Source organism: Roseateles sp. (genome assembly GCF_039595595.1).
Lineage (GTDB): Bacteria > Pseudomonadota > Gammaproteobacteria > Burkholderiales > Burkholderiaceae_C > Roseateles.
On sequence record NZ_JBCNLG010000023.1, the window covers coordinates 21,353 to 38,639 of the forward strand.

Below are 17,287 nucleotides of genomic sequence, written 5' to 3' on the forward strand. Positions count from 1 at the left end.
AGACCGAGTACTGCGGCGAGCGGTGTGTCGGATTCTTTGCTGCTGCTTATCCGAGCCCGTTGCGCGGCGCGCGTGCAGAAATCACGCGGCAACACGCTGTTTCAGCACCTTGCACCTGTTGTACGAATGACGGTGTAAGCATCCTCACGCTTCGCCAACATCCGGCATCCGTCGCTTCGAGCCGATGCCGCCATGACCGCCGCCGTCCACGTTCCTTTCGCTCCCCCTGACGACGACCGCAACGTCGAGACGACGCCGGGCGCCGGCCCCTCGGCCACCGCGGCCGCCCTCGCGGCGGCAGCCCTGCTGGCGGCCTGCGGCGGCGGTGGCGGCAGCAGCAGCGATGGCACGGGCGGCCCCGACGCCGATCCCCAGACCACCACCCCGCCCACGGACGCGGAAGCGGCACGCTTCCTCGGCCAGGCGGGCTTCGCGGCAAGCGCCGCCGACCTCGCCGCCGTGAAGAGCGCCGGCTACGCGCGCTGGCTCGACCAGCAGTTCGCCGCGCCGCGCACGCAGAGCCATTACGACTGGCTCGTCGCCAAAGGCTATGGCGCCGAGAGCTACCGCAACAGCCTGGCCGGCGTCGACGCGACGCTGTGGCGCAAGCTGATCGGCTCACCCGACCAGTTGCGCCAGCGCGTGGTGCTGGCGCTGTCGGAAATCTTCGTGGTGTCGATGAACGGACTGCCGGTGAGCTGGCCCGGCATGGCCACCGCCGCCTATGTCGACATGCTGGAGGCGCGCTGCTTCGGCAGCTTCCGAGCGTTGCTCGAAGGCGTGACGCTCTCGCCGGCGATGGGCGTGTACCTGGCCATGCGCGGCAACCGCAAGGAAGACCCCAAGACCGGCCGCCAGCCCGACGAGAACTACGCCCGCGAGGTGATGCAGCTGTTCTCCATCGGCCTGAGTCAGCTCAATCCCGACGGCACGCCCAAGACCAGCGGCGGCAAGACCATCGACACCTACACGCTGCAGCAGATCACCGACCTGGCGCGCGTGTTCACCGGCTGGGACTTCGACACCACCTCGCCCGGCGGCGCCGATCCCAGCTACATGCAGCGGCCGATGACGCACAACGCCGCGCGCTTCTCGGCCGGCGCGAAGAAGGTGCTGGACGTCACCATCCCCGAGACCGCCGACGGCCCCACCGCGATGAAGATGGCGCTGGACACGCTGGCGGCGCATCCCAACGTGGGTCCGTTCATCGGCCGTCAGCTGATCCAGCGCCTGGTCGCCTCGAATCCGAGCCCGGCCTACGTGCAGCGCGTCGCCGCGGTCTTCGACAACAACGGCAAGGGCGAGCGCGGCGACCTGCGTGCCGTCATCCGCGCCATCCTGCTCGACGCCGAGGCGCGCCAGCCCGCCGCCTCGCCGGACGCCGGCAAGCTGCGCGAGCCGATCCAGCGTCTGGTCCAGTGGGCGCGCACCGTGGGCCTGAGCTCGCCGGGCGACCTCTGGGGCATCGGCGACACCAGCAACCCCGCCTCGCGCCTGGGCCAGAGCCCGATGCGCAGCGGCTCGGTGTTCAACTTCTTCCGGCCCGGCTACGTGCCGCCCAATTCGCAGCTCGGGACCAATGGCGTGACCGCGCCGGAGTTCCAGCTCTGCAACGAGAGCACGGTGGCCGGTTATCTGAACTTCATGCAGAGCCTGATCGGCAACGGCATCGGCGACATGAAGCCGGACTACACCGCCGATCTCGCCGTGGCCGCGGACGCCACCGCGCTGGTCCGGCGCCAGGCGCTGCTGATGGCCGGCGGCACGCTGTCGGAGGCGACCGTGACCACCATCGCGACCGCCGTCGCCACCATCAAGGCCGAGACTGACGCGGGCAAGCTCAACCGCGTCAAGGCCTCGTGGCTGATGGTGATGGCCGCGCCCGACTACCAGGTGCAGAAATGACAGCCGTGAGCGGAGTGCCGACCATGCCCCATATCTCCCGCCTCGCGTCGCTGCGCCGCCGCGAATTCCTCAAGCGCGCCTCGGCGCTGTCCGTGGCCGGCACGGCCGCGCCCTGGGCGCTGCAGCTGGCCGCGATCAACGAGGCCGCCGCCGCCGCGAATCCCGGCGACTACAAGGCCATCGTCTGCCTGTTCATGTACGGCGGCAACGACTACGGCAACACGCTGGTGCCCTATGACGCCGCCAGCTACCAGGCCTACGCGACGATCCGCCAGGCGCTGGCGACGCCGCGCGACCAGCTTGCCGCGACGGCGCTGACGCCGGCCGCCGCGCTGCCGGGCGGCCGTCAGATGGCGCTGGCGCCGACGATGCTCAAGCTCAAGCCGGTGTTCGACGCCGGCCGCCTCGCGGTGATGCTGAACATCGGACCGCTGATCCAGCCGACCACGCTGGCGCAGTACAAGGCCGGCAACGTGCCGCTGCCGCCCAAGCTGTTCTCGCACAACGACCAGTCCAGCCTCTGGCAGTCGTCCCGCCCAGAGGGCGCGACCTCGGGCTGGGGCGGCCGTCTGGCCGATCAGTTCCTGTCCAGCAACGGCAACGCGACCTTCAGCTGCATCAACGTCTCCGGCAACGCGGTGTTCATGTCGGGCGGCCAGGCGGTGCAGTACCAGATGAGCAGCAGCGGCGCGGTGGCCGTCAACGGCGCGACCAAGCCGCTGTTCGGCTCCGCCGCCTGCGCGGACGCGCTCAAGGGCCTGATCACCGGCGACCGCCAGCACTGGATGGAGCAGGAGCTGAACCGTGTCACCGCGCGCTCGATCAACGCGCAGGGCACGGTGTCGGCGGCGCTGGCCAACATGACGCTGCAGACGCCGTTCGAGACCAATGGCCTGGCCGCGCAGCTGCAGATGGTGGCGCGGCTGATCGGCGCGCGCTCGGCGCTGGGCGCGCAGCGGCAGGTGTACTTCGTGTCCATCGGCGGCTTCGATCTGCACGACAACCTGATGGCCGATCACCCCGGCCTGCTCGGCACCGTCGCGAACGCGATGGCCAGCTTCGACGCGGCGCTCGCCGAGCTGGGCGTGTCTCAGAACGTCACGACCTTCACCGCCTCGGACTTCGGCCGCACGCTGAGCTCCAACGGCGACGGCTCCGATCACGGCTGGGGCAGCCATCACCTGGTCATGGGCGGCGCGGTCAAGGGCGGCCGCTTCTACGGTCAGCTGCCGTCGGTGAGCGTCAACGGCCCCGACGACGTCGGCCAGGGCCGGCTGCTGCCGACCACTTCGGTCGATCAACTGGCGGCGACGCTGGCGACCTGGATGGGCGTGTCGCCGACCGACCTGCCGGCGGTCCTTCCGGGGATCGTGAACTTCAGCCAGAAAGACCTCGGTCTCTTCACGGGCTGATTCCGGGCTTGATCGCCGGGATTGGCGGGCTTGTTCCCGCCAATTACACCGGCACGGAGGCGCTCATGCCCGGCGCGGCGGTGCTCGGCGTCCACGCTGAAACCCGCCAGGGCGGCGTGCCGTGAGAACCCTCACGAAGCGGGTGGCGCGACGCGCAGAAGTACCGTTCGATGGGCGATAACCTCGATGAACACGGGTCAAACGCGTCTGCGTCGAGGTCGAAAGCCACGGTAACCGAATGCGTTTCCGAGGCTTTCCGCTGTTGCGCTTGCGATGCTGAAAGCGGAAGCGGAACTCCCTAGAGTGCCGGGCGTCAGCAGTACCGACGCCCTCCGCCATGTTCCGATTCCCCTGGTCTTCCGCCGCCGTGACGGCCGCCGCAGCAGCAGCGCTGAGCGCTTGTGGCGGCGGTGGCGGCGGCGGCGATTCGTCCGCCGCGCCGTCGGGCGCCGCGCCCGCGCCGGACGGCACGGGCGGTGCGGCACCCGCTCCGAGCCCCGCGCCGGCCGAGAGTCCGGCTCCCGCGCCTGCTCCCGCCCCCGCGCCTGAACCGGCGCCGGCTCCCGCAGCCGCCGCGCCCTTGCCGCTGCCCGGCGACGCCCAGGCCGCGCGTTTCCTCGCGCAGGCCGGCTTTGGCGCGACCGAGGCCGACATCGCCACGCTCAAGTCCATCGGCTATTCGTCCTGGCTGGACCTGCAGTTCCTGGCGCCGCGCACCGAGTCGCACTGGGACTGGCTGACGCGCAACGGCTATGCGGCCGAGGCGAAGAAGACGTCCAACTTCGACGGCTTCCCGAACAGCGTGTGGTGCAAGTTCATCACCTCGCCGGACCAGCTGCGCCAACGCATGGTGCTGGCGCTGTCGGAGATCTTCGTCGTGTCCGCGGTGGGCGCGACGCTGCCTTGGCGCACGATGATGATGGCCGGCTACGCCGATCTGCTCGAGGAGAACGCTTTCGGCACCTTCCGCGGCTTGCTCGAGGCGGTGGCGCTGTCGCCGGCGATGGGGTCCTTCCTCGCGATGCGTGGGAGCAAGAAGGAGGATGGCCAAGGCCGTCAGCCCGACGAGAACTTCGCCCGCGAGGTGATGCAGCTCTTCACCATCGGCCTGGTGCAGCTGAACCAGGACGGCAGCCTGCAGACGGCGGGCGGCCGCCCGGTCGAGACCTATGACCTGACGACGGTGACGCAGCTGGCGCGCGCCTTCACGGGCTGGGACTTCGACACGGCGGCTCCGAACGGCTCCGATCCTGCCTTCATGCGCCGCCCGATGAAGCACAACGCGGCGGACTTCGCCGGCGGCGCGAAGACGGTCCTCGGCGCGACCATTCCGGCCAGCGCCGACGGCCCGGCCGCGCTGCGCCAGGCGCTGGACATCCTCGCGAACCACCCGAACGTCGGGCCGTTCTTCGGCCGGCAACTGATCCAGCGCTTCGTCTGCTCGAATCCGAGCGCGGCCTACGTGCAGCGGGTCGCGCAGGCCTTCAACAACAACGGGCTGGGGGTGCGTGGCGATCTGAAGGCGGTGCTGCGCGCGGTGCTGCTGGATCCGGAGGCACGCCTGATCGATGCGGGCGTGAGCAACTCCGGCAAGCTGCGCGAGCCGGTGCTGCGCTTCGTGCAGGTGGCGCGCGCGATCCGCCTGAGCTCGGCCGGCCAATGGACCATTCCCGAGACCAGCGACGCGGAGACCCGTCTCGGCCAGAGCCCGTTCTACAGCCCGTCGGTCTTCAACTTCTACCGGCCGGGTTACGTGCCGCCGAACTCGTCGATGACGGCAGCCAGCGTCACCGCGCCGGAGTTCCAACTGCTCAACGAGGTGACGGTCACCGGCTACCTGAACTTCATGCAGACGCTGCTGACGACGGGGCAGGGCGATGCCAAGCCGGACCTGTCGGTGGACATGGCGCTCTCGGCCGATACGCGCGCGATGGTGGCGCGGCAGGCGCTGCTGCTGGGTGGCGGCTCGATCTCCGACGCGACGCAGCAGCGCATCGCCGCCGCGGCCGCCACGATCGGCGGCGCCACCGACGATGGCCGCATCAACCGGGCTCGCGCCGGCTGGATGCTGCTGCTCGCCTGCCCTGAATACCAGATCCAGAAATGACGCGGTCGCCTCGCGCGACCATCACCGGAGACCTCCCCGTGGCCCATGTGTCCAAGCTGCCCTCGCTGCATCGCCGCGAGTTCCTCAAGCGCGCCTCGGCCGTGTCCGTGGCCGGCGCCGCCGCGCCCTGGGCGCTGCAGCTCGCCGCCATCGGCGACGCGGCCGCCGCGACGGCCGGCGGCGACTACAAGGCGCTCGTCTGCGTGTTCCTCTACGGCGGCAACGACCACGGCAACACGGTGATCCCCTACGACGCCGTCAACCATCAGGCCTACACGGCGATCCGCCCGACGCTGGCGATCAGCCGCGACGCGCTCGCGGCGACGGCGCTGTCTCCGACGGTGGCGCTGCCCGATGGCCGGCAGATGGCGCTGGCGCCGGGTCTGTCGGCGATCAAGCCGGTATTCGACGCCGGACGCCTGGGCGTGATGCTGAACATCGGCACGTTGATGGCGCCGATGACGCTGGCGCAGTACAAGTCCGGCGCGGTGCCGGCGCCGCCCAAGCTGTTCTCGCACAACGACCAGTCCAGCCTCTGGCAGTCCTCCAACGTCGAGGGCGCGCGCACCGGCTGGGGCGGCCGCATGGCCGACCTGATGCTGTCAGCCAATGGCCGCGCGGGGCTGACCTGCATCAATGTCTCGGGCAATGCGATCTTCCAGGCCGGCGACGCGGCCTTCCAGTACCTCACCGGGCCGGGCGGCAAGAAGCCGATCACCGGCATCGGCAGCCAGATGTTCGGCTCCAGCTCCTGCGCGAAGCTGCTGAAGGCGCTGATCACCGAGGAACGCACCCATGCGATGGAGGCGGAGCTCAACCGCGTGACGGCGCGCTCGATCGACCTGCAGTCGACGCTGAGCACCGCGCTGGCGGGCGGCGCGACGCTGTCGACCGCCTTCGCGGCCGATTCGCTGGCGCGGCAGTTGAAGATGGTCGCGAGCCTGATCGCGGCGCGCTCGACGCTGGGCATGACGCGGCAGGTCTACTTCGTGGCGATGGGCGGCTTCGACCTGCACGACGCGCTGAGCACGCGGCATCCGGCGCTGATGCAGCAGGTGGGCGGCGCGCTCGCGAGCTTCGACGCGGCGCTGCAGGAGCTCGGCGTGGCGGACCAGGTCACGACCTTCACCGCGTCGGACTTCGGCCGCACGCTGAGCAGCAATGGCGATGGCGCCGATCACGGCTGGGGCTCGCATCACTTTGTGATGGGCGGCGCGGTGCGTGGCGGCCGCTTCTACGGCACGGCGCCGTCGGTGAGCGTGAACGGGCCGGACGACGTCGGCCAGGGGCGGCTGCTGCCGACGACCTCGGTGGATCAGCTGGCGGCGACGCTCGCGCTGTGGATGGGGGTGTCGGGTGCGGACCTGCGCACGGTGCTGCCCAACATTGGCAACTTCGCGGCGTCCGATCTCGGATTCATGCGATGAGGGCGGCGATCCGGGCCGCCGGCACCGCTCCCGGTATATCGGCGCGCAACCCGACATGCGGCGCCCCCTAGGGCTGGGGGGCGCGGCGCGCCATGTTCCGCTACGCAAGTGCGCGGCCTTCTCCTAACATCGTCGACAGGCCCCAGGCATCTCCAACGGCGTGAAGACCGTGCGAGCCCCGCGGGTCGCGTTCCACGCACGCCGATCAGGGAGGCCGAGATGGACGGATTGCTGGGGAGGGCCCCGGAGTTGGGGCGGTTCGTGAGCTATCGCGGACCGGAGCGGCGGCGAGGCTCGCCGGACCGGTGGTGGCGCCACGCGCTGGAGGAGATCGATCTGGGTGTCTGCCTGGTCGCGGGCGACGGGCGGCTGCTCTATGCCAACAGCACTGCGCGGCGGCAGCTCGACGACAGTTCGCCGCTGCAGCTGGCCGACGGCCAATTGGTGGCGCCGCAGCGCGACGACCAGCTGCGGCTGGAGAGCGCGCTCGCCGACGTGCAGCGCGGGCTGCGTCATCTGATCTGCCTGGGACGCGGGGTGGGCCGGCTCTCGCTGTCGGTGCTGCCGCTGCAGGACGGGCAGGGGCGCGCGACGCAGGCGCTGCTGGTGCTCGGCAAGCGCAACCTGTGCGGCGAGCTGCCGATGCTGGCTTTCGCGCGCGAGCACCAATTGACCGCTGCGGAGCAGCAGGTGCTGCAGTCGCTGTGCGCCGGACTGCAGCCGCAGGAGATCGCGCAGCGCCACGGGGTCGCGATCTCGACGGTGCGCACGCAGATCGCGAGCGTGCGCGCGAAGACCGCCACCGAAAGCATCCGGGATCTGGTCGCGATGGTGGCGCAACTGCCGCCGATGCAGGGCGTGCTGCGGGTGGTGGAGCTGCGTTGAGGCGCGTCTCAATCGGCGCACGCCGGTGAGGCGCGCGCATGCTTCACAGCACTGACAGCCGTCGTAGCGAGACCACCAATCGGCCGATGATCTCGACGAGGGGAGTGGCCGGAAAGCGATTCTTCTTGAGGAATGCCATCCACATCGATGCCTTGATTGGGTGACGCCCAAAATCATCGGTGAGGCCCACCGGGAGCGCGCCGTTCAGGGACTTTGGCGAAGGCGTCCCGCGGTTGGCGAAGGTGGCTTCGATGGCGGGATGGAGTTCCGCGACGTCGATCTCCTGATCGTGGAGGAGGATGTCCAGGTCGTAGTAGTCTTTCATGCGCGTGTTGGTGATGCCGTGAGACCAGATCGCATGGAGTTTTTCCGCGATCGCCGTCGGCTTGGGATAGGCGAGCAGTTTCGGTGACGGCAGATCCTCAAGCAGCGCAGGAAAGGTCACCAGCGTAGGGCCAGGTGTCACCGCATCGCCATGACCGATGTCGATCTGGATCGGCAGGCGAGCCCGTGCAAGGTCGCCAAGCAAGGTGATCCGCACAGCGCCGGCCTTCGCGGTGTTGAGTCCGACACCTCGAACGGAGTCCGGGTCGAACGACACGCCATCATCAACCGGAAGCTCGCAGACTTCCCGGAACAGGGCGACCAAATGATCCACGTCGGCCGGGCCGCACGCGAGCAGGTCGGCATCGCGTGTGGGACGTTGGCGGTCTTGATACCAGAGGGTGAAGAGCAACGCTCCCTTCAGAAGGAAAGAGTGACTGTGCCTGGAGATCGAGAGGCGATACAGCAGGCGCTCAAGCCCGAAGCGGGTCGTGAGCAGATTGAAGTCGGCGGCGGGGCTGCTGAGGTTCTTGAGCCGCGCGCGCACGGAGGCGGCGACGTTGCGGCTCATACGATCAAGCTCTCCATGTAAGGGTGCATCACGTTGCTCACCCGGTCGACGAGTGCACAACGCCAGAGGTCGTCGGCCGTGAAGGCTTTTTGAAGCCATCCGTCGCGCAGAGCCTCGATGCCGACATCGATCCCCACCTTGCTCCGGAATTTGAAGCAGTCAGCGATCGTTTTCGCCACAGAGAAGACGGGGACAGGCACGCCGTCGATGTCATGCTCGACGACGCCTTCCGTCAGGGCGTCGCCGGACATGCGCGTCACACGGACTCCAGGCGTCCAGATCCGAGGCGCAGGCGCATTGGGTGGGAGCGCGATCCAGACCTCGAACGGCTGTTGGGAGCCAATCTCATGAAACCGAAGCGCCGAGACCAGGCAGACCACCGCTTGGGGCACCCGGATGCAGACCTCGGCCAGGGAGGCGTGCTCGGTGATGTCTCGATCCGGGAGCGCGTAAACGCCGTGGCTGACCCGCTCAAGCTTGGCACTCCGCACCATCCTGCTCAGCACCATCGACGGAATTCCTTCCCCGACGACATCCCTCGCGCGCAGCAGCGACCGCCGCCGCGCGAGGTCGAGCACGGCCTGTTCATACGAGGGAGGGTGTGGTGGCGGACGGCGGGGCATCCAGTGGAGCGTGTTGGAAAAGCTATGCATAAGTCTACAAGTACCTAGGAAATGCAACATCCCGGAGCGGGCGTTGCGATGCCTGTGACCGTACTTGCGGACCGGTTCGACGGCCATGACTCAACCCATGGCGAGACGTGAACGCCTTCCAGCAATTCAAGTAGAAGGCTGACTGCCCCGTGATCGGGACGGCCTCCAGCGCTCAGGTCGGCGCGGGTGGCGTGGCCTTCGCGATCGCCTTGGGCGTCTGCCCCAGCAGCCGCTTCAGCGAGTGGCTCAAGTGCGCCTGGTCGGAGAAGCCCAGTTCCGCAGCCACCTGCGATGCCGGCCTTCCCAGGCGCAGCAGCGCGGCCGCCTCATGCGCCCGGGCAATCTGCTGGAAGGCCTTGAGCCCCAGCCCCGCCACCTCCGCGAAGTGCCGCTGGATGCTGCGCTCATCGAGCCGCTGTCGCGCGCCCTGCAGCGCGCGCAGCACCACCGGATCGCGTTCCAGCACGCCTTGCCGCGCCAGCGCCGCGACCAACTGCTCGGCGTTGTCGAAACGAGGGATCTCGAAGCGCTCGCCGCCGATCAGGAACCGGCCATCGCGCCCGACCGGGCACACCACGCCCTGACCGAGCATCAGCCGGCCGGGCAGGCCAGGGAGATAGACCTCGGGCTTGAAGGCGATGGACAGGACTTCGTCACCGGCCCGGTTGTCGACCGCGAGCGGCGCGCTGATCTGGCCCGTCTGGATGACGGTCACCGGCCCATCGCCGCGCCGCACGAAGAGCAGGTCCCACGAGCCATCGGGCAGCGCCATCTCGCGCGTGTCCGCATGGAAGCGCACGCGGCGGATCTTCGCCACCAGGGGCGAGTCCGCCAGCCGTTCGTCCTCAGCGATCGTTCCTTCCATCGGGGGAGGCCTCTTGCGCCCGCAACGCGCCGAAGAACCGGCGCAGGTCGTCGATGACGAGCTGCGGGTCCGTTTCATTGGCGAAATGACCGCCGCGCGGCATCTCGGTCCACTGTAGCAGCCGGGTATGCGAGCGCTGCGCGAACTTGCGGACCGACCGGAAATCATCCGGGAACACCGCCACCGCCGTCGGCGTGTGGTTGGGCAGGTCGCGATAACCCGCGCCGGTGGCCGCGTTGGCCAGGTACATCTCCGCCGCCTGGCCGCCCGTGCCGGTGAACCAGTAGAGCGACACATGCGTCAGGAAGCGGTCGCGATCGACCTTGCCGGCGTGCTCGCCCTCGAAGCCGAAGAACAGCTCGGCGTTCCAGGCCAGCAGCGCGGCCGGCGAGTCCACCAGCCCGAAAGCCAGCGTGCCGGGACGCTTGGACTGGATGTCGACATAGCCGGCGTACTTGCGGAAGTCGTCCAGCCGCTTGAAGCCGGCCATCTCGAAGGGAGTCAGCCCATCCATCTCACCCGGCTCGCCTTGAGGGAACGCGAAGATCTGCAGGACATGCACGCCCGCCAGTCCCTTCGGCGCGAGTACGCCCAGCTCCCGCGAAACCAGCGCGCCGACGTCGCCGCCCTGCGCGCCATAGCGCTCGTAGCCCAGGCGCTTCATCAGCGTGTCCCAGGCCGCCGCCGTGCGGGCCGCGTCCCAGCCCGCCGCGGCGAGCGGCGAGGACAAGCCCATCCCCGGCACCGACGGGATGACCACGTCGAAGGCCGGCGCATCCGCCTGCCCGTGGGCGCGCGGATCGGTCAGCGGGCCGATGAGATCGAGGTACTCCGCCGGCGAACTCGGCCAGCCATGCGTCAGGATCAGCGGGAACGCGTTCGCCTCGGGCGACTTCACGTGGATGAAGTGGATGGTCTGGCCGTCGATCTCCGTCGTGAACTGCGGCAGCGCGTTGAGACGCGCCTCCTGCGCGCGCCAGTCGAAGCCGTCGCGCCAGTACTCGGCCAGCTCGCGCACCAGCGATACCGACTGACCATGGCTGAAGTCCTCGACAACCGGCCTCGGCCAGCGCGTGGCGGCCAGGCGGGCGCGCAGGTCGTCGATCCGGTCCTGCGGGATCTCGAGGCGGAAGGGGCGGATGTCGGTGTTCATGGCGAAGCTCCTGGCGAGTGGGAATGAGCGGACTGTCGGCCAACGCGCCGCGCCGGTCTTGTAGAAAACCGACACGGCCGGGGCGGGCAACCCGGCCTCCCGGGCCGTCGCCGTGACCCGCGCGGGGCGCGGTGACGATTCGCGAGCGCCCGCTCCACTACACTTCTGCGCCTCCGGTCCCGACCTCTCTCCCACTGCCTCCGCCATGGACAACCATCCGCTGATCGACTGGCATTCGATGTTCATGGGCGTGGCCCTGCTGGCCAGCGCCCGTTCCAAGGACAGCCGCAAGCGCAACGGCGCCTGCATCGCGAGCGCGGACTACAAGATCGTCGGCGTCGGCTACAACGGCCTGCCGCGGGGCTGTGACGACAACGACCCGGCCTACTGGTCCGACGACGACAACGACCCTGCCAACTCGCGGCACAGCTACATCGTCCACGCCGAGGTCAACGCGATCCTCAACTGCGTCGTGCTGCCGCTGACCGGCAGCACCATCTACACGACGCAATACCCCTGCCCGCGCTGCGTGCAATCCATCATCCAGGTCGGCATCCAGCGCGTCGTCTATCTGGAGAAGAAGGACCACCAGGTCGGCCTGAACGCCGCCTCGGCCAAGATGCTGACCGACGCCCGCATCGACGTGCTGTCGCTCAACGAGCTCGAGGTCCCCGCCGCGGCCTGGTGCAACGAGCTGTCGGGCTTCATCGCCAAGCCGCGTCCCTGACGGCCGATCGCGGGAACTGGACCGGAAAGGCCCTGCTTTTCCGGCTCAAGTTTTCAGCCCCGCGGATTCATGATCCGTCCCACGCCGACATGAATCGTTCCGAGGCCGCCATGCTGACCACCATCCCGCCGCACCTGATGCCCGAAACCGCCCAGGCTCCCTGGGGACTGGTGCCGGATCTGGGCTTGACCGTCGCCGGCACGGCCAGCATGGATGAATTGCTCGCGCTGCAGGACCTGATGGCCGAATGTGGCCTGGCGCTGCAGCCGATCCGCATGCTCTACGACCGCCTCTATGCGCTGGAGCGGCTGTCCGCCGCGCACGCGCGTGGCGATGCCCGCCTGCAGGCCGCCGCGCAAGACCTGTTCGACGCGTACCAGCGCCGCGGCGAGTGGATCGGGCTGGTGCACTGATCGGCCGAGATCCCTCCGGTCCTGCTTCTGAATCTCGAACAAGGGCGCCGCAAGGCGCCCTTGTCGCTTATGCCAGGACGGCGGGCCGGCGAGCGGTCTCGGCCGTGTCTGGCTAAGATCAAGGCGCCTCATATCACTCAAGGAGGAATCGCATGATGAACCCGCGCTCTCCCCGTGATTTCCCGCCCGGCCTGCACGGCGGGCTCGAGCATGACGACGAGGATCACCGCGTCGGCGAAACCGGCCAGAAGGGGCCGGAAGGCGATGGCGACATCGACCGCGCCCACCACGAGCAACGCGACCGCGATGAAGAACGCCCGCGGAACAAGCCTCCGATTCCCGGGCGCTGACCCCCTTCGGACCTCGTTGACGCCAGCCAGGGGCGATGGCCCCTGGCGTTCGGCGCCCGCGCCGATGCCCGCGCCAATTCCCCGCTTCAGTTCGCGGCTGAGGCGCTGGCGCCCGGTGCTGGCGTCGTCCCCGTCGCCTTGCGCCAGCTCGCCAGCGTATTGGCGAACTCGATGACCGCCATCGCGTAATAGCTGCTCTGGTTGTAGCGGGTCACCGTGTAGAAGTTCTGCGTGCCCGCCACGTACACCGGCGCGGCGCCGCCCATCTGCAGCTCGATCAGCGCCAGCGGCCCGTTGTGCGCGCGGCCCTGCGGCGAGAGCTGCGCGCCGACCGACTCGAACTGCTTCGCGTCCAGTTGCGGCAGCACGTCGCTGATCAGCAGCTGCGCGCGCGCTGCCGTGTCGCTGGGCACCTGCACCTCGTAATGCGTCGGCATGCCGCGCTGCCAGCCATGCTCGCGCAGGAAGTTGGCCACCGAGCCGATCGCGTCGACCGGGCTGTTGATCAGGTCCACATGGCCATCGCCATCGAAGTCGATCGCGTAGCGCCGCCAACTGCCCGGCATGAACTGGCCCCAGCCCATCGCGCCCGCGTAGGAGCCCTTCATCGCCATCGGGTCCAGGCCGTTCTCACGCGCCAGGATCAGGAACTGGCGCAGCTCCTCGCGGAAGAACGGGCTGCGGTCGCGCGCCCCCGGCGGCAGCGGGGACGGGTAGTCGAAGCTCAGCGTCGCCAGCGCGTCCAGCACCCGGAAGCTGCCCATGATGCGGCCGTAGAAGGTCTCCACGCCGATCACCGACGCGATGATCTCGGCCGGCACGCCGTAAGTCGCCTCGGCGCGCGCGAGCGCCGCCTCGTTCGCCGCCCAGAAGGCCAGCCCGGCCTGCAGCCGCTGCGGCTCGACGAAGCGCAGCCGGTACGAGCCCCAGTCCTTCGCCTGTCCCGGCGGCCCGGGCAGGATCAGGCGCTGCACGGCCGGCTGAGGACGCGCCAGCGCCAGCAGCGCGCGCAGTTCCTCGCGGCGGTAGCCCAGCGACTCGGCCTGCGCGTCGGCGAAGGCCATCACGTCGGCGCGCTCGCCGTATTCGGGCAGCGCGGCAGGCTTCTTCGCCGGTTTCTTGGTCGATTTCTTTGCCGCCTTGGCCTCGGCGGACGGATGCGGCTTGTGCGCGGTCTGGGCCAGGGCCGGCGCCGCCGGCATCGCCGCCATCAGCGGCGCGGCGGCCAGCGAGACCTGCAGCAGGGAACGAAGGAAGACGCGGCGGGGAGAGGGACGGCGGAGGACGGTCATGCGGGCAGGAGCACTGCGCCGCGTCTGGCGGCGCCGGGGTCGGAGGGAAGGGCGGTGGATGGGGGGCGGATCGTGCGCGGACTCAACGGGCCAGGGCTTGCCTCAACGCGGCGCATTGCGCGGCGAAAAGGCGTTGCCATTGTGACGTGGCCGCGGCGAGGTCCTGCCGGTAGCGCTGCGCTTCCAATTGCAACAGCGCCGCCGCCACGGCCTCGGCTGCCGCGCCATGGCGCTCGACCAGCCGCTCGGCCCAGCGGCGCGGGGTCTCGTCCTCGCGCGTGGCCAGGCCCAGCCGTTCCAGCTCGCGACGCACGCGGGCACGCTGGCGCGACCAGGGGTCATGCGGCCGGCGCTGCCACGCCGCCACGCCGGCGCCGGCCAGCGCGACCAGCGTCAGCAGCCCGCCCGCGACCTGACCGAGCGTGGTCCAGTCCGGGTCGTCGAAGCCGAGCCGCTTGAGCAGATTCATCTGGTCGCCGCTGGAGAAGTTCAGCACCGTCTGTTGCCAGCGGTTGTTGAGCCGCTCCCACGCCTCGCGCAGGTCCGCGAGCATGCCGGGCCGCAGTTGCTCGAGCGTGCCGGCCATCAGGCCCGGTGGCTGGCGCAGCGGGCGGCCCTCGATGCGGTCGGGGGAGACGGCCGCTGTCGGGTCGGCGCGCTGCCAGCCGCGCGACGGCGTCCAGTACTCGGCCCAGGCATGGGCCTGGCTCATGCGCACGATCAGGTCGCCATCCTGCAGCCGCGGATCGGCGCCCTGGAAGCCGGTGACGATGCGCGCCGGCACGCCTGCCGCGCGCATCAGCACGACATACGCGGACGCAAAGTGCTCGCAGAAGCCGAGCTTGCGGTCGAACCAGAACTCATCGATCGTGTGGATCGTGTTTTCGCCATAGACGCCCGGCGCCAGCGTGTAGCCGAAGCCGTCGCGGCGGATCCGCGTCATCAGCTCGCGATGGACGGCCAGGGCGCGCGCGTCCTCGTCCAGGGCAGTGAAACGCTCGCGCAGCGACGCGCCGAAAGCGACCGCGCGCGGATTCATCCCCGGCGGCAGGCTGAGCGCTTCCGCGGCCTCCGCGCGCCCGAACGGCAGGCCCCATTCGGCCACCGGCCAGGCCTCGTGGCGAAAGCGCAGCACCTCCGCCACCGGCGTCGGCACCAGCCACTGGCCCTGCGGTGTCCGCGTCGCGGTGAGCCGGCCGACGCTCAGCCGCTCGCCGGTGCCTCCCGGGCTGTACTCGAGCAGCGGGATCGCGTTCACGCGCAGCGGCTCGATCGTGGCTTCATAGCGGAAGACCGGGCCGGAGAGCCGCGGCGGCGCCTCGCCCGAGGACCAGTTCACCCGCGAGGCGGTCCAGGTCCGGCCGTCGAAACGCGTCAGCACCTGGGCGCGGAAATAGAGCTGCGGCTGGCGCGGCGGCGGCCCGTCGAAGCGCAGCCGCATCGCGATCGAATCGTCGGTGGCGATCTCGGCGAAGGCGCCGAAGGTGATCGAGTCGCCCAGACCGGTGCGCGCGCCCGAGTCCTTCGGCAGCCCCCACAGCGGTGGCAGGCGCGGGAACAGCACGAACAGCGCCACCATCAGCGGCAGTCCGATGAGGGTGTTGCGCGCGGCGATGCGGGCGGCGAGCTTCAGGCTGGGCACGCCCTGGGGCATCTGCGCCAGCACCAGCGCGGAGAGCAGCGCCCACACGCAGCCCAGCATCCACAGCGCCACCAGCGGCGACTGCGAGTACAGGAACTGCGTCAGCACCAGGAAGAAGCCGAGGAAGAAGATCACCAGCGCGTCGCGCCGGGCGCGCAGCTCCAGCGTCTTGAGCGCCATCAGCATCGCCAGCATGGTGATGCCGGCCTCGCGGCCCAGGATGGTCTTGTGCGTGATCAGCGTCAGCCCGATGACCACGGCCAGCACCGCCAGCAGGCTCCAGCGGCCGGGCAGGGGCTCGCTGCGCCAGGCCAGCCGCGCGCGCCAGCCCAGCATCCCGGCGGTGAGCACGCTGCACCACCAGGGCAGGTGGCCGGCGTGCGGCAGCAGCGCCGCCAGGCTGATGGCCAGCAGGAACAGCGTGTCGCGCGCCTCGCGGGGCAAGGTGCCGCGGCCGCCGCGGGCGGGCAGGGGCAGGGCGCTCATGGCTGCTCCTGCGCCAGCGCCAGGGCTTCCATGCAGGCGCGCAGGTGGTCCGGTCCGAGGCTGGGCGCCAAGGCCACACCGCGCAGCCGCAGGCCGTAGGGCAGGCCCAGCTCCTCGGCCCGCAGCACCCACGCCGCCAGGCGCGAGACGCGCTGCTCGAACGGCAGGCCGCGCGTGGCGGCGATGTCCAGCCACTGCTCGCTGGCGCGGCTGCCCAGGCGTTCGCGCACGAGCAGCGCCGCGCCGCCGCCACTGCCGCCCTGGCCCAAGGGCGCTTGCGGCAGGGCCAGCGCGAGCGCCGATTTCTTCCACAGGATCTGCCGCGGCGAGTCGCCGTGGCGATACGGCCGCAGGCCCGGGTCGTCGCCCAGGCCGGGCTGGCCCTGGCCCTGGGGCAGGCCTTCCTCGACCGCGGCGGCGGGCGGCGCGTCGAGTTCCGGCGCTGGATAGACCCAGGCCTGGGCGGCCGGGCGCCAGTAGCTCCAGGTCACGAACAGGCCCAGCGGGAACTGCGATTCGATGCGCAGCCGCGGCAGCGCGTGCCGGCCGCGCGCCGGGAAGCTGAGCTGCAGGTGCAGTTGCGCATGGCCCTGCGCTGGTACGTCGGCGAAGGCGGTGTCCGCCGCCTTCGCTTCCGGTGGCCGCAGGCCCACGCCGAAGCGCGCCGAGCCCGGGTTGTGCAAGCGGATGTCGAGCGTCAGCGGTTGGCCGGCGGTCGTCGGCGCCGGCGTCTTCAGGTCGAGCTTGAGCCCGCGCAGGTTGGCGTGCGTCGCATGCATCGAGGCCAGTCCGGCGCCCGCCAGCAGGAAGGTCAGCAGGTAACCCAGGCTGAGCTGGTCATTGATCGACGCCAGCAGCAGCACGCCCAGCGTGGCGACGAAGGCCGCGCCCGGGCGGCTCGGCAGGATGTAGAGGTTGCGCTGCGTCAGCGCGGTCGTGTCGCTGGCGGGGTGGCGCTTCTGCCACCAGGCGTCCCAGCGCCGCTGCCATGGCCAGCGCCGGATGGGCAGGACGGGCAGTTTCGGCAAGGGGCGCTTCCAGGCGGGGAGGGCCACGGGCGGACTCCGGTCGGCGG

At 70.1% G+C, this 17,287-nt stretch carries 15 protein-coding genes; 8 read left to right on the plus strand and 7 right to left on the minus strand.

All coding sequences use genetic code 11. The annotated features are described in order from the left end of the window. Positions 1-192 precede the first annotated feature (192 nt). The 5 genes from ABDW61_RS21050 (at position 193) to ABDW61_RS21070 (ending at position 7,736) form a co-directional block, all read left to right on the plus strand. A complete protein-coding gene (locus tag ABDW61_RS21050) occupies positions 193-1,905 on the plus strand; it encodes a DUF1800 domain-containing protein (protein ID WP_343641500.1) in 1,713 nt (570 codons plus the stop codon). 23 nt (positions 1,906-1,928) lie between these two features. Then, entirely contained in the window at positions 1,929-3,317 is a 1,389-nt protein-coding gene (locus ABDW61_RS21055) for a DUF1501 domain-containing protein (protein WP_343641502.1), read from the plus strand. 337 nt (positions 3,318-3,654) lie between these two features. Further along, positions 3,655-5,424, plus strand: coding sequence for a DUF1800 domain-containing protein (locus ABDW61_RS21060; RefSeq protein WP_343641504.1), 1,770 nt, complete (start codon positions 3,655-3,657; stop codon positions 5,422-5,424). Next, a complete protein-coding gene (locus tag ABDW61_RS21065; RefSeq protein ID WP_343641505.1) occupies positions 5,421-6,851 on the plus strand; it encodes a DUF1501 domain-containing protein in 1,431 nt (476 codons plus the stop codon). Before ABDW61_RS21060 ends, ABDW61_RS21065 begins: the two co-directional genes overlap by 4 nt. Positions 6,852-7,070: 219 nt before the next feature. Beyond that, a complete protein-coding gene (locus ABDW61_RS21070) occupies positions 7,071-7,736 on the plus strand; it encodes a LuxR C-terminal-related transcriptional regulator (RefSeq protein WP_343641506.1) in 666 nt (221 codons plus the stop codon). Between the two features lie 43 nt (positions 7,737-7,779). Here the strand turns inward: ABDW61_RS21070 and ABDW61_RS21075 are convergent, their stop codons facing one another. From ABDW61_RS21075 to ABDW61_RS21090, 4 genes are all read right to left on the minus strand, one after another. Further along, positions 7,780-8,631, minus strand: coding sequence for a nucleotidyl transferase AbiEii/AbiGii toxin family protein (locus ABDW61_RS21075; RefSeq protein WP_343641507.1), 852 nt, complete (start codon positions 8,629-8,631; stop codon positions 7,780-7,782). Then, entirely contained in the window at positions 8,628-9,209 is a 582-nt protein-coding gene (locus ABDW61_RS21080) for a type IV toxin-antitoxin system AbiEi family antitoxin domain-containing protein (RefSeq protein ID WP_343641509.1), read from the minus strand. Before ABDW61_RS21080 ends, ABDW61_RS21075 begins: the two co-directional genes overlap by 4 nt. A gap of 247 nt (positions 9,210-9,456) precedes the next feature. Continuing rightward, positions 9,457-10,149, minus strand: coding sequence for a helix-turn-helix domain-containing protein (locus ABDW61_RS21085; protein WP_343641510.1), 693 nt, complete (start codon positions 10,147-10,149; stop codon positions 9,457-9,459). Further along, positions 10,130-11,302: an epoxide hydrolase family protein gene (locus tag ABDW61_RS21090; protein WP_343641511.1), complete on the minus strand. Its 1,173-nt coding sequence runs from the start codon at positions 11,300-11,302 to the stop codon at positions 10,130-10,132. The genes ABDW61_RS21085 and ABDW61_RS21090 overlap by 20 nt, the downstream gene beginning before the upstream one ends. 205 nt (positions 11,303-11,507) lie before the next feature. Between ABDW61_RS21090 and ABDW61_RS21095 the strand changes: the two genes are divergently transcribed. The 3 genes from ABDW61_RS21095 (at position 11,508) to ABDW61_RS21105 (ending at position 12,792) form a co-directional block, all read left to right on the plus strand. Further along, on the plus strand, positions 11,508-12,029 hold the full coding sequence (locus ABDW61_RS21095) for a deaminase (RefSeq protein WP_343641512.1): 522 nt from the start codon (positions 11,508-11,510) through the stop codon (positions 12,027-12,029). An 89-nt stretch (positions 12,030-12,118) separates the two neighbouring features. Beyond that, a complete protein-coding gene (locus ABDW61_RS21100) occupies positions 12,119-12,442 on the plus strand; it encodes a hypothetical protein (protein WP_343641513.1) in 324 nt (107 codons plus the stop codon). A gap of 152 nt (positions 12,443-12,594) precedes the next feature. Next, on the plus strand, positions 12,595-12,792 hold the full coding sequence (locus tag ABDW61_RS21105; protein ID WP_343641515.1) for a hypothetical protein: 198 nt from the start codon (positions 12,595-12,597) through the stop codon (positions 12,790-12,792). An 86-nt stretch (positions 12,793-12,878) separates the two neighbouring features. On the opposite strand, the gene mltB is transcribed toward ABDW61_RS21105, so the two are convergent. The 3 genes from mltB to ABDW61_RS21120 form a co-directional block, all read right to left on the minus strand. Beyond that, positions 12,879-14,084, minus strand: a complete 1,206-nt coding sequence (gene mltB / locus ABDW61_RS21110; protein WP_343641516.1) for a lytic murein transglycosylase B — start codon at positions 14,082-14,084, stop codon at positions 12,879-12,881. A gap of 82 nt (positions 14,085-14,166) precedes the next feature. Continuing rightward, the gene (locus ABDW61_RS21115; RefSeq protein ID WP_343641517.1) at positions 14,167-16,212 is read right to left on the minus strand and encodes a DUF3488 and transglutaminase-like domain-containing protein; all 2,046 of its coding nucleotides are present in this window, start codon (positions 16,210-16,212) and stop codon (positions 14,167-14,169) included. After that, entirely contained in the window at positions 16,209-17,240 is a 1,032-nt protein-coding gene (locus tag ABDW61_RS21120) for a DUF58 domain-containing protein (RefSeq protein WP_343641518.1), read from the minus strand. Before ABDW61_RS21120 ends, ABDW61_RS21115 begins: the two co-directional genes overlap by 4 nt. Between the last annotated feature and the right edge of the window lie 47 nt (positions 17,241-17,287).

Bases quoted from the DNA above. Each gene is read 5' to 3' on its own strand.
- ABDW61_RS21075 (WP_343641507.1), bottom strand. From the start codon at position 8,631: ATGAGCCGCAACGTCGCCGCCTCCGTGCGCGCGCGGCTCAAGAACCTC.
- ABDW61_RS21070 (WP_343641506.1), top strand. From the start codon at position 7,071: ATGGACGGATTGCTGGGGAGGGCCCCGGAGTTGGGGCGGTTCGTGAGC.
- ABDW61_RS21115 (WP_343641517.1), bottom strand. From the start codon at position 16,212: ATGAGCGCCCTGCCCCTGCCCGCCCGCGGCGGCCGCGGCACCTTGCCC.
- ABDW61_RS21085 (WP_343641510.1), bottom strand. From the start codon at position 10,149: ATGGAAGGAACGATCGCTGAGGACGAACGGCTGGCGGACTCGCCCCTG.
- ABDW61_RS21100 (WP_343641513.1), top strand. From the start codon at position 12,119: ATGAATCGTTCCGAGGCCGCCATGCTGACCACCATCCCGCCGCACCTG.
- ABDW61_RS21055 (WP_343641502.1), top strand. From the start codon at position 1,929: ATGCCCCATATCTCCCGCCTCGCGTCGCTGCGCCGCCGCGAATTCCTC.
- ABDW61_RS21060 (WP_343641504.1), top strand. From the start codon at position 3,655: ATGTTCCGATTCCCCTGGTCTTCCGCCGCCGTGACGGCCGCCGCAGCA.
- ABDW61_RS21090 (WP_343641511.1), bottom strand. From the start codon at position 11,302: ATGAACACCGACATCCGCCCCTTCCGCCTCGAGATCCCGCAGGACCGG.
- mltB (WP_343641516.1), bottom strand. From the start codon at position 14,084: ATGACCGTCCTCCGCCGTCCCTCTCCCCGCCGCGTCTTCCTTCGTTCC.
- ABDW61_RS21095 (WP_343641512.1), top strand. From the start codon at position 11,508: ATGGACAACCATCCGCTGATCGACTGGCATTCGATGTTCATGGGCGTG.
- ABDW61_RS21065 (WP_343641505.1), top strand. From the start codon at position 5,421: ATGACGCGGTCGCCTCGCGCGACCATCACCGGAGACCTCCCCGTGGCC.
- ABDW61_RS21050 (WP_343641500.1), top strand. From the start codon at position 193: ATGACCGCCGCCGTCCACGTTCCTTTCGCTCCCCCTGACGACGACCGC.
- ABDW61_RS21105 (WP_343641515.1), top strand. From the start codon at position 12,595: ATGATGAACCCGCGCTCTCCCCGTGATTTCCCGCCCGGCCTGCACGGC.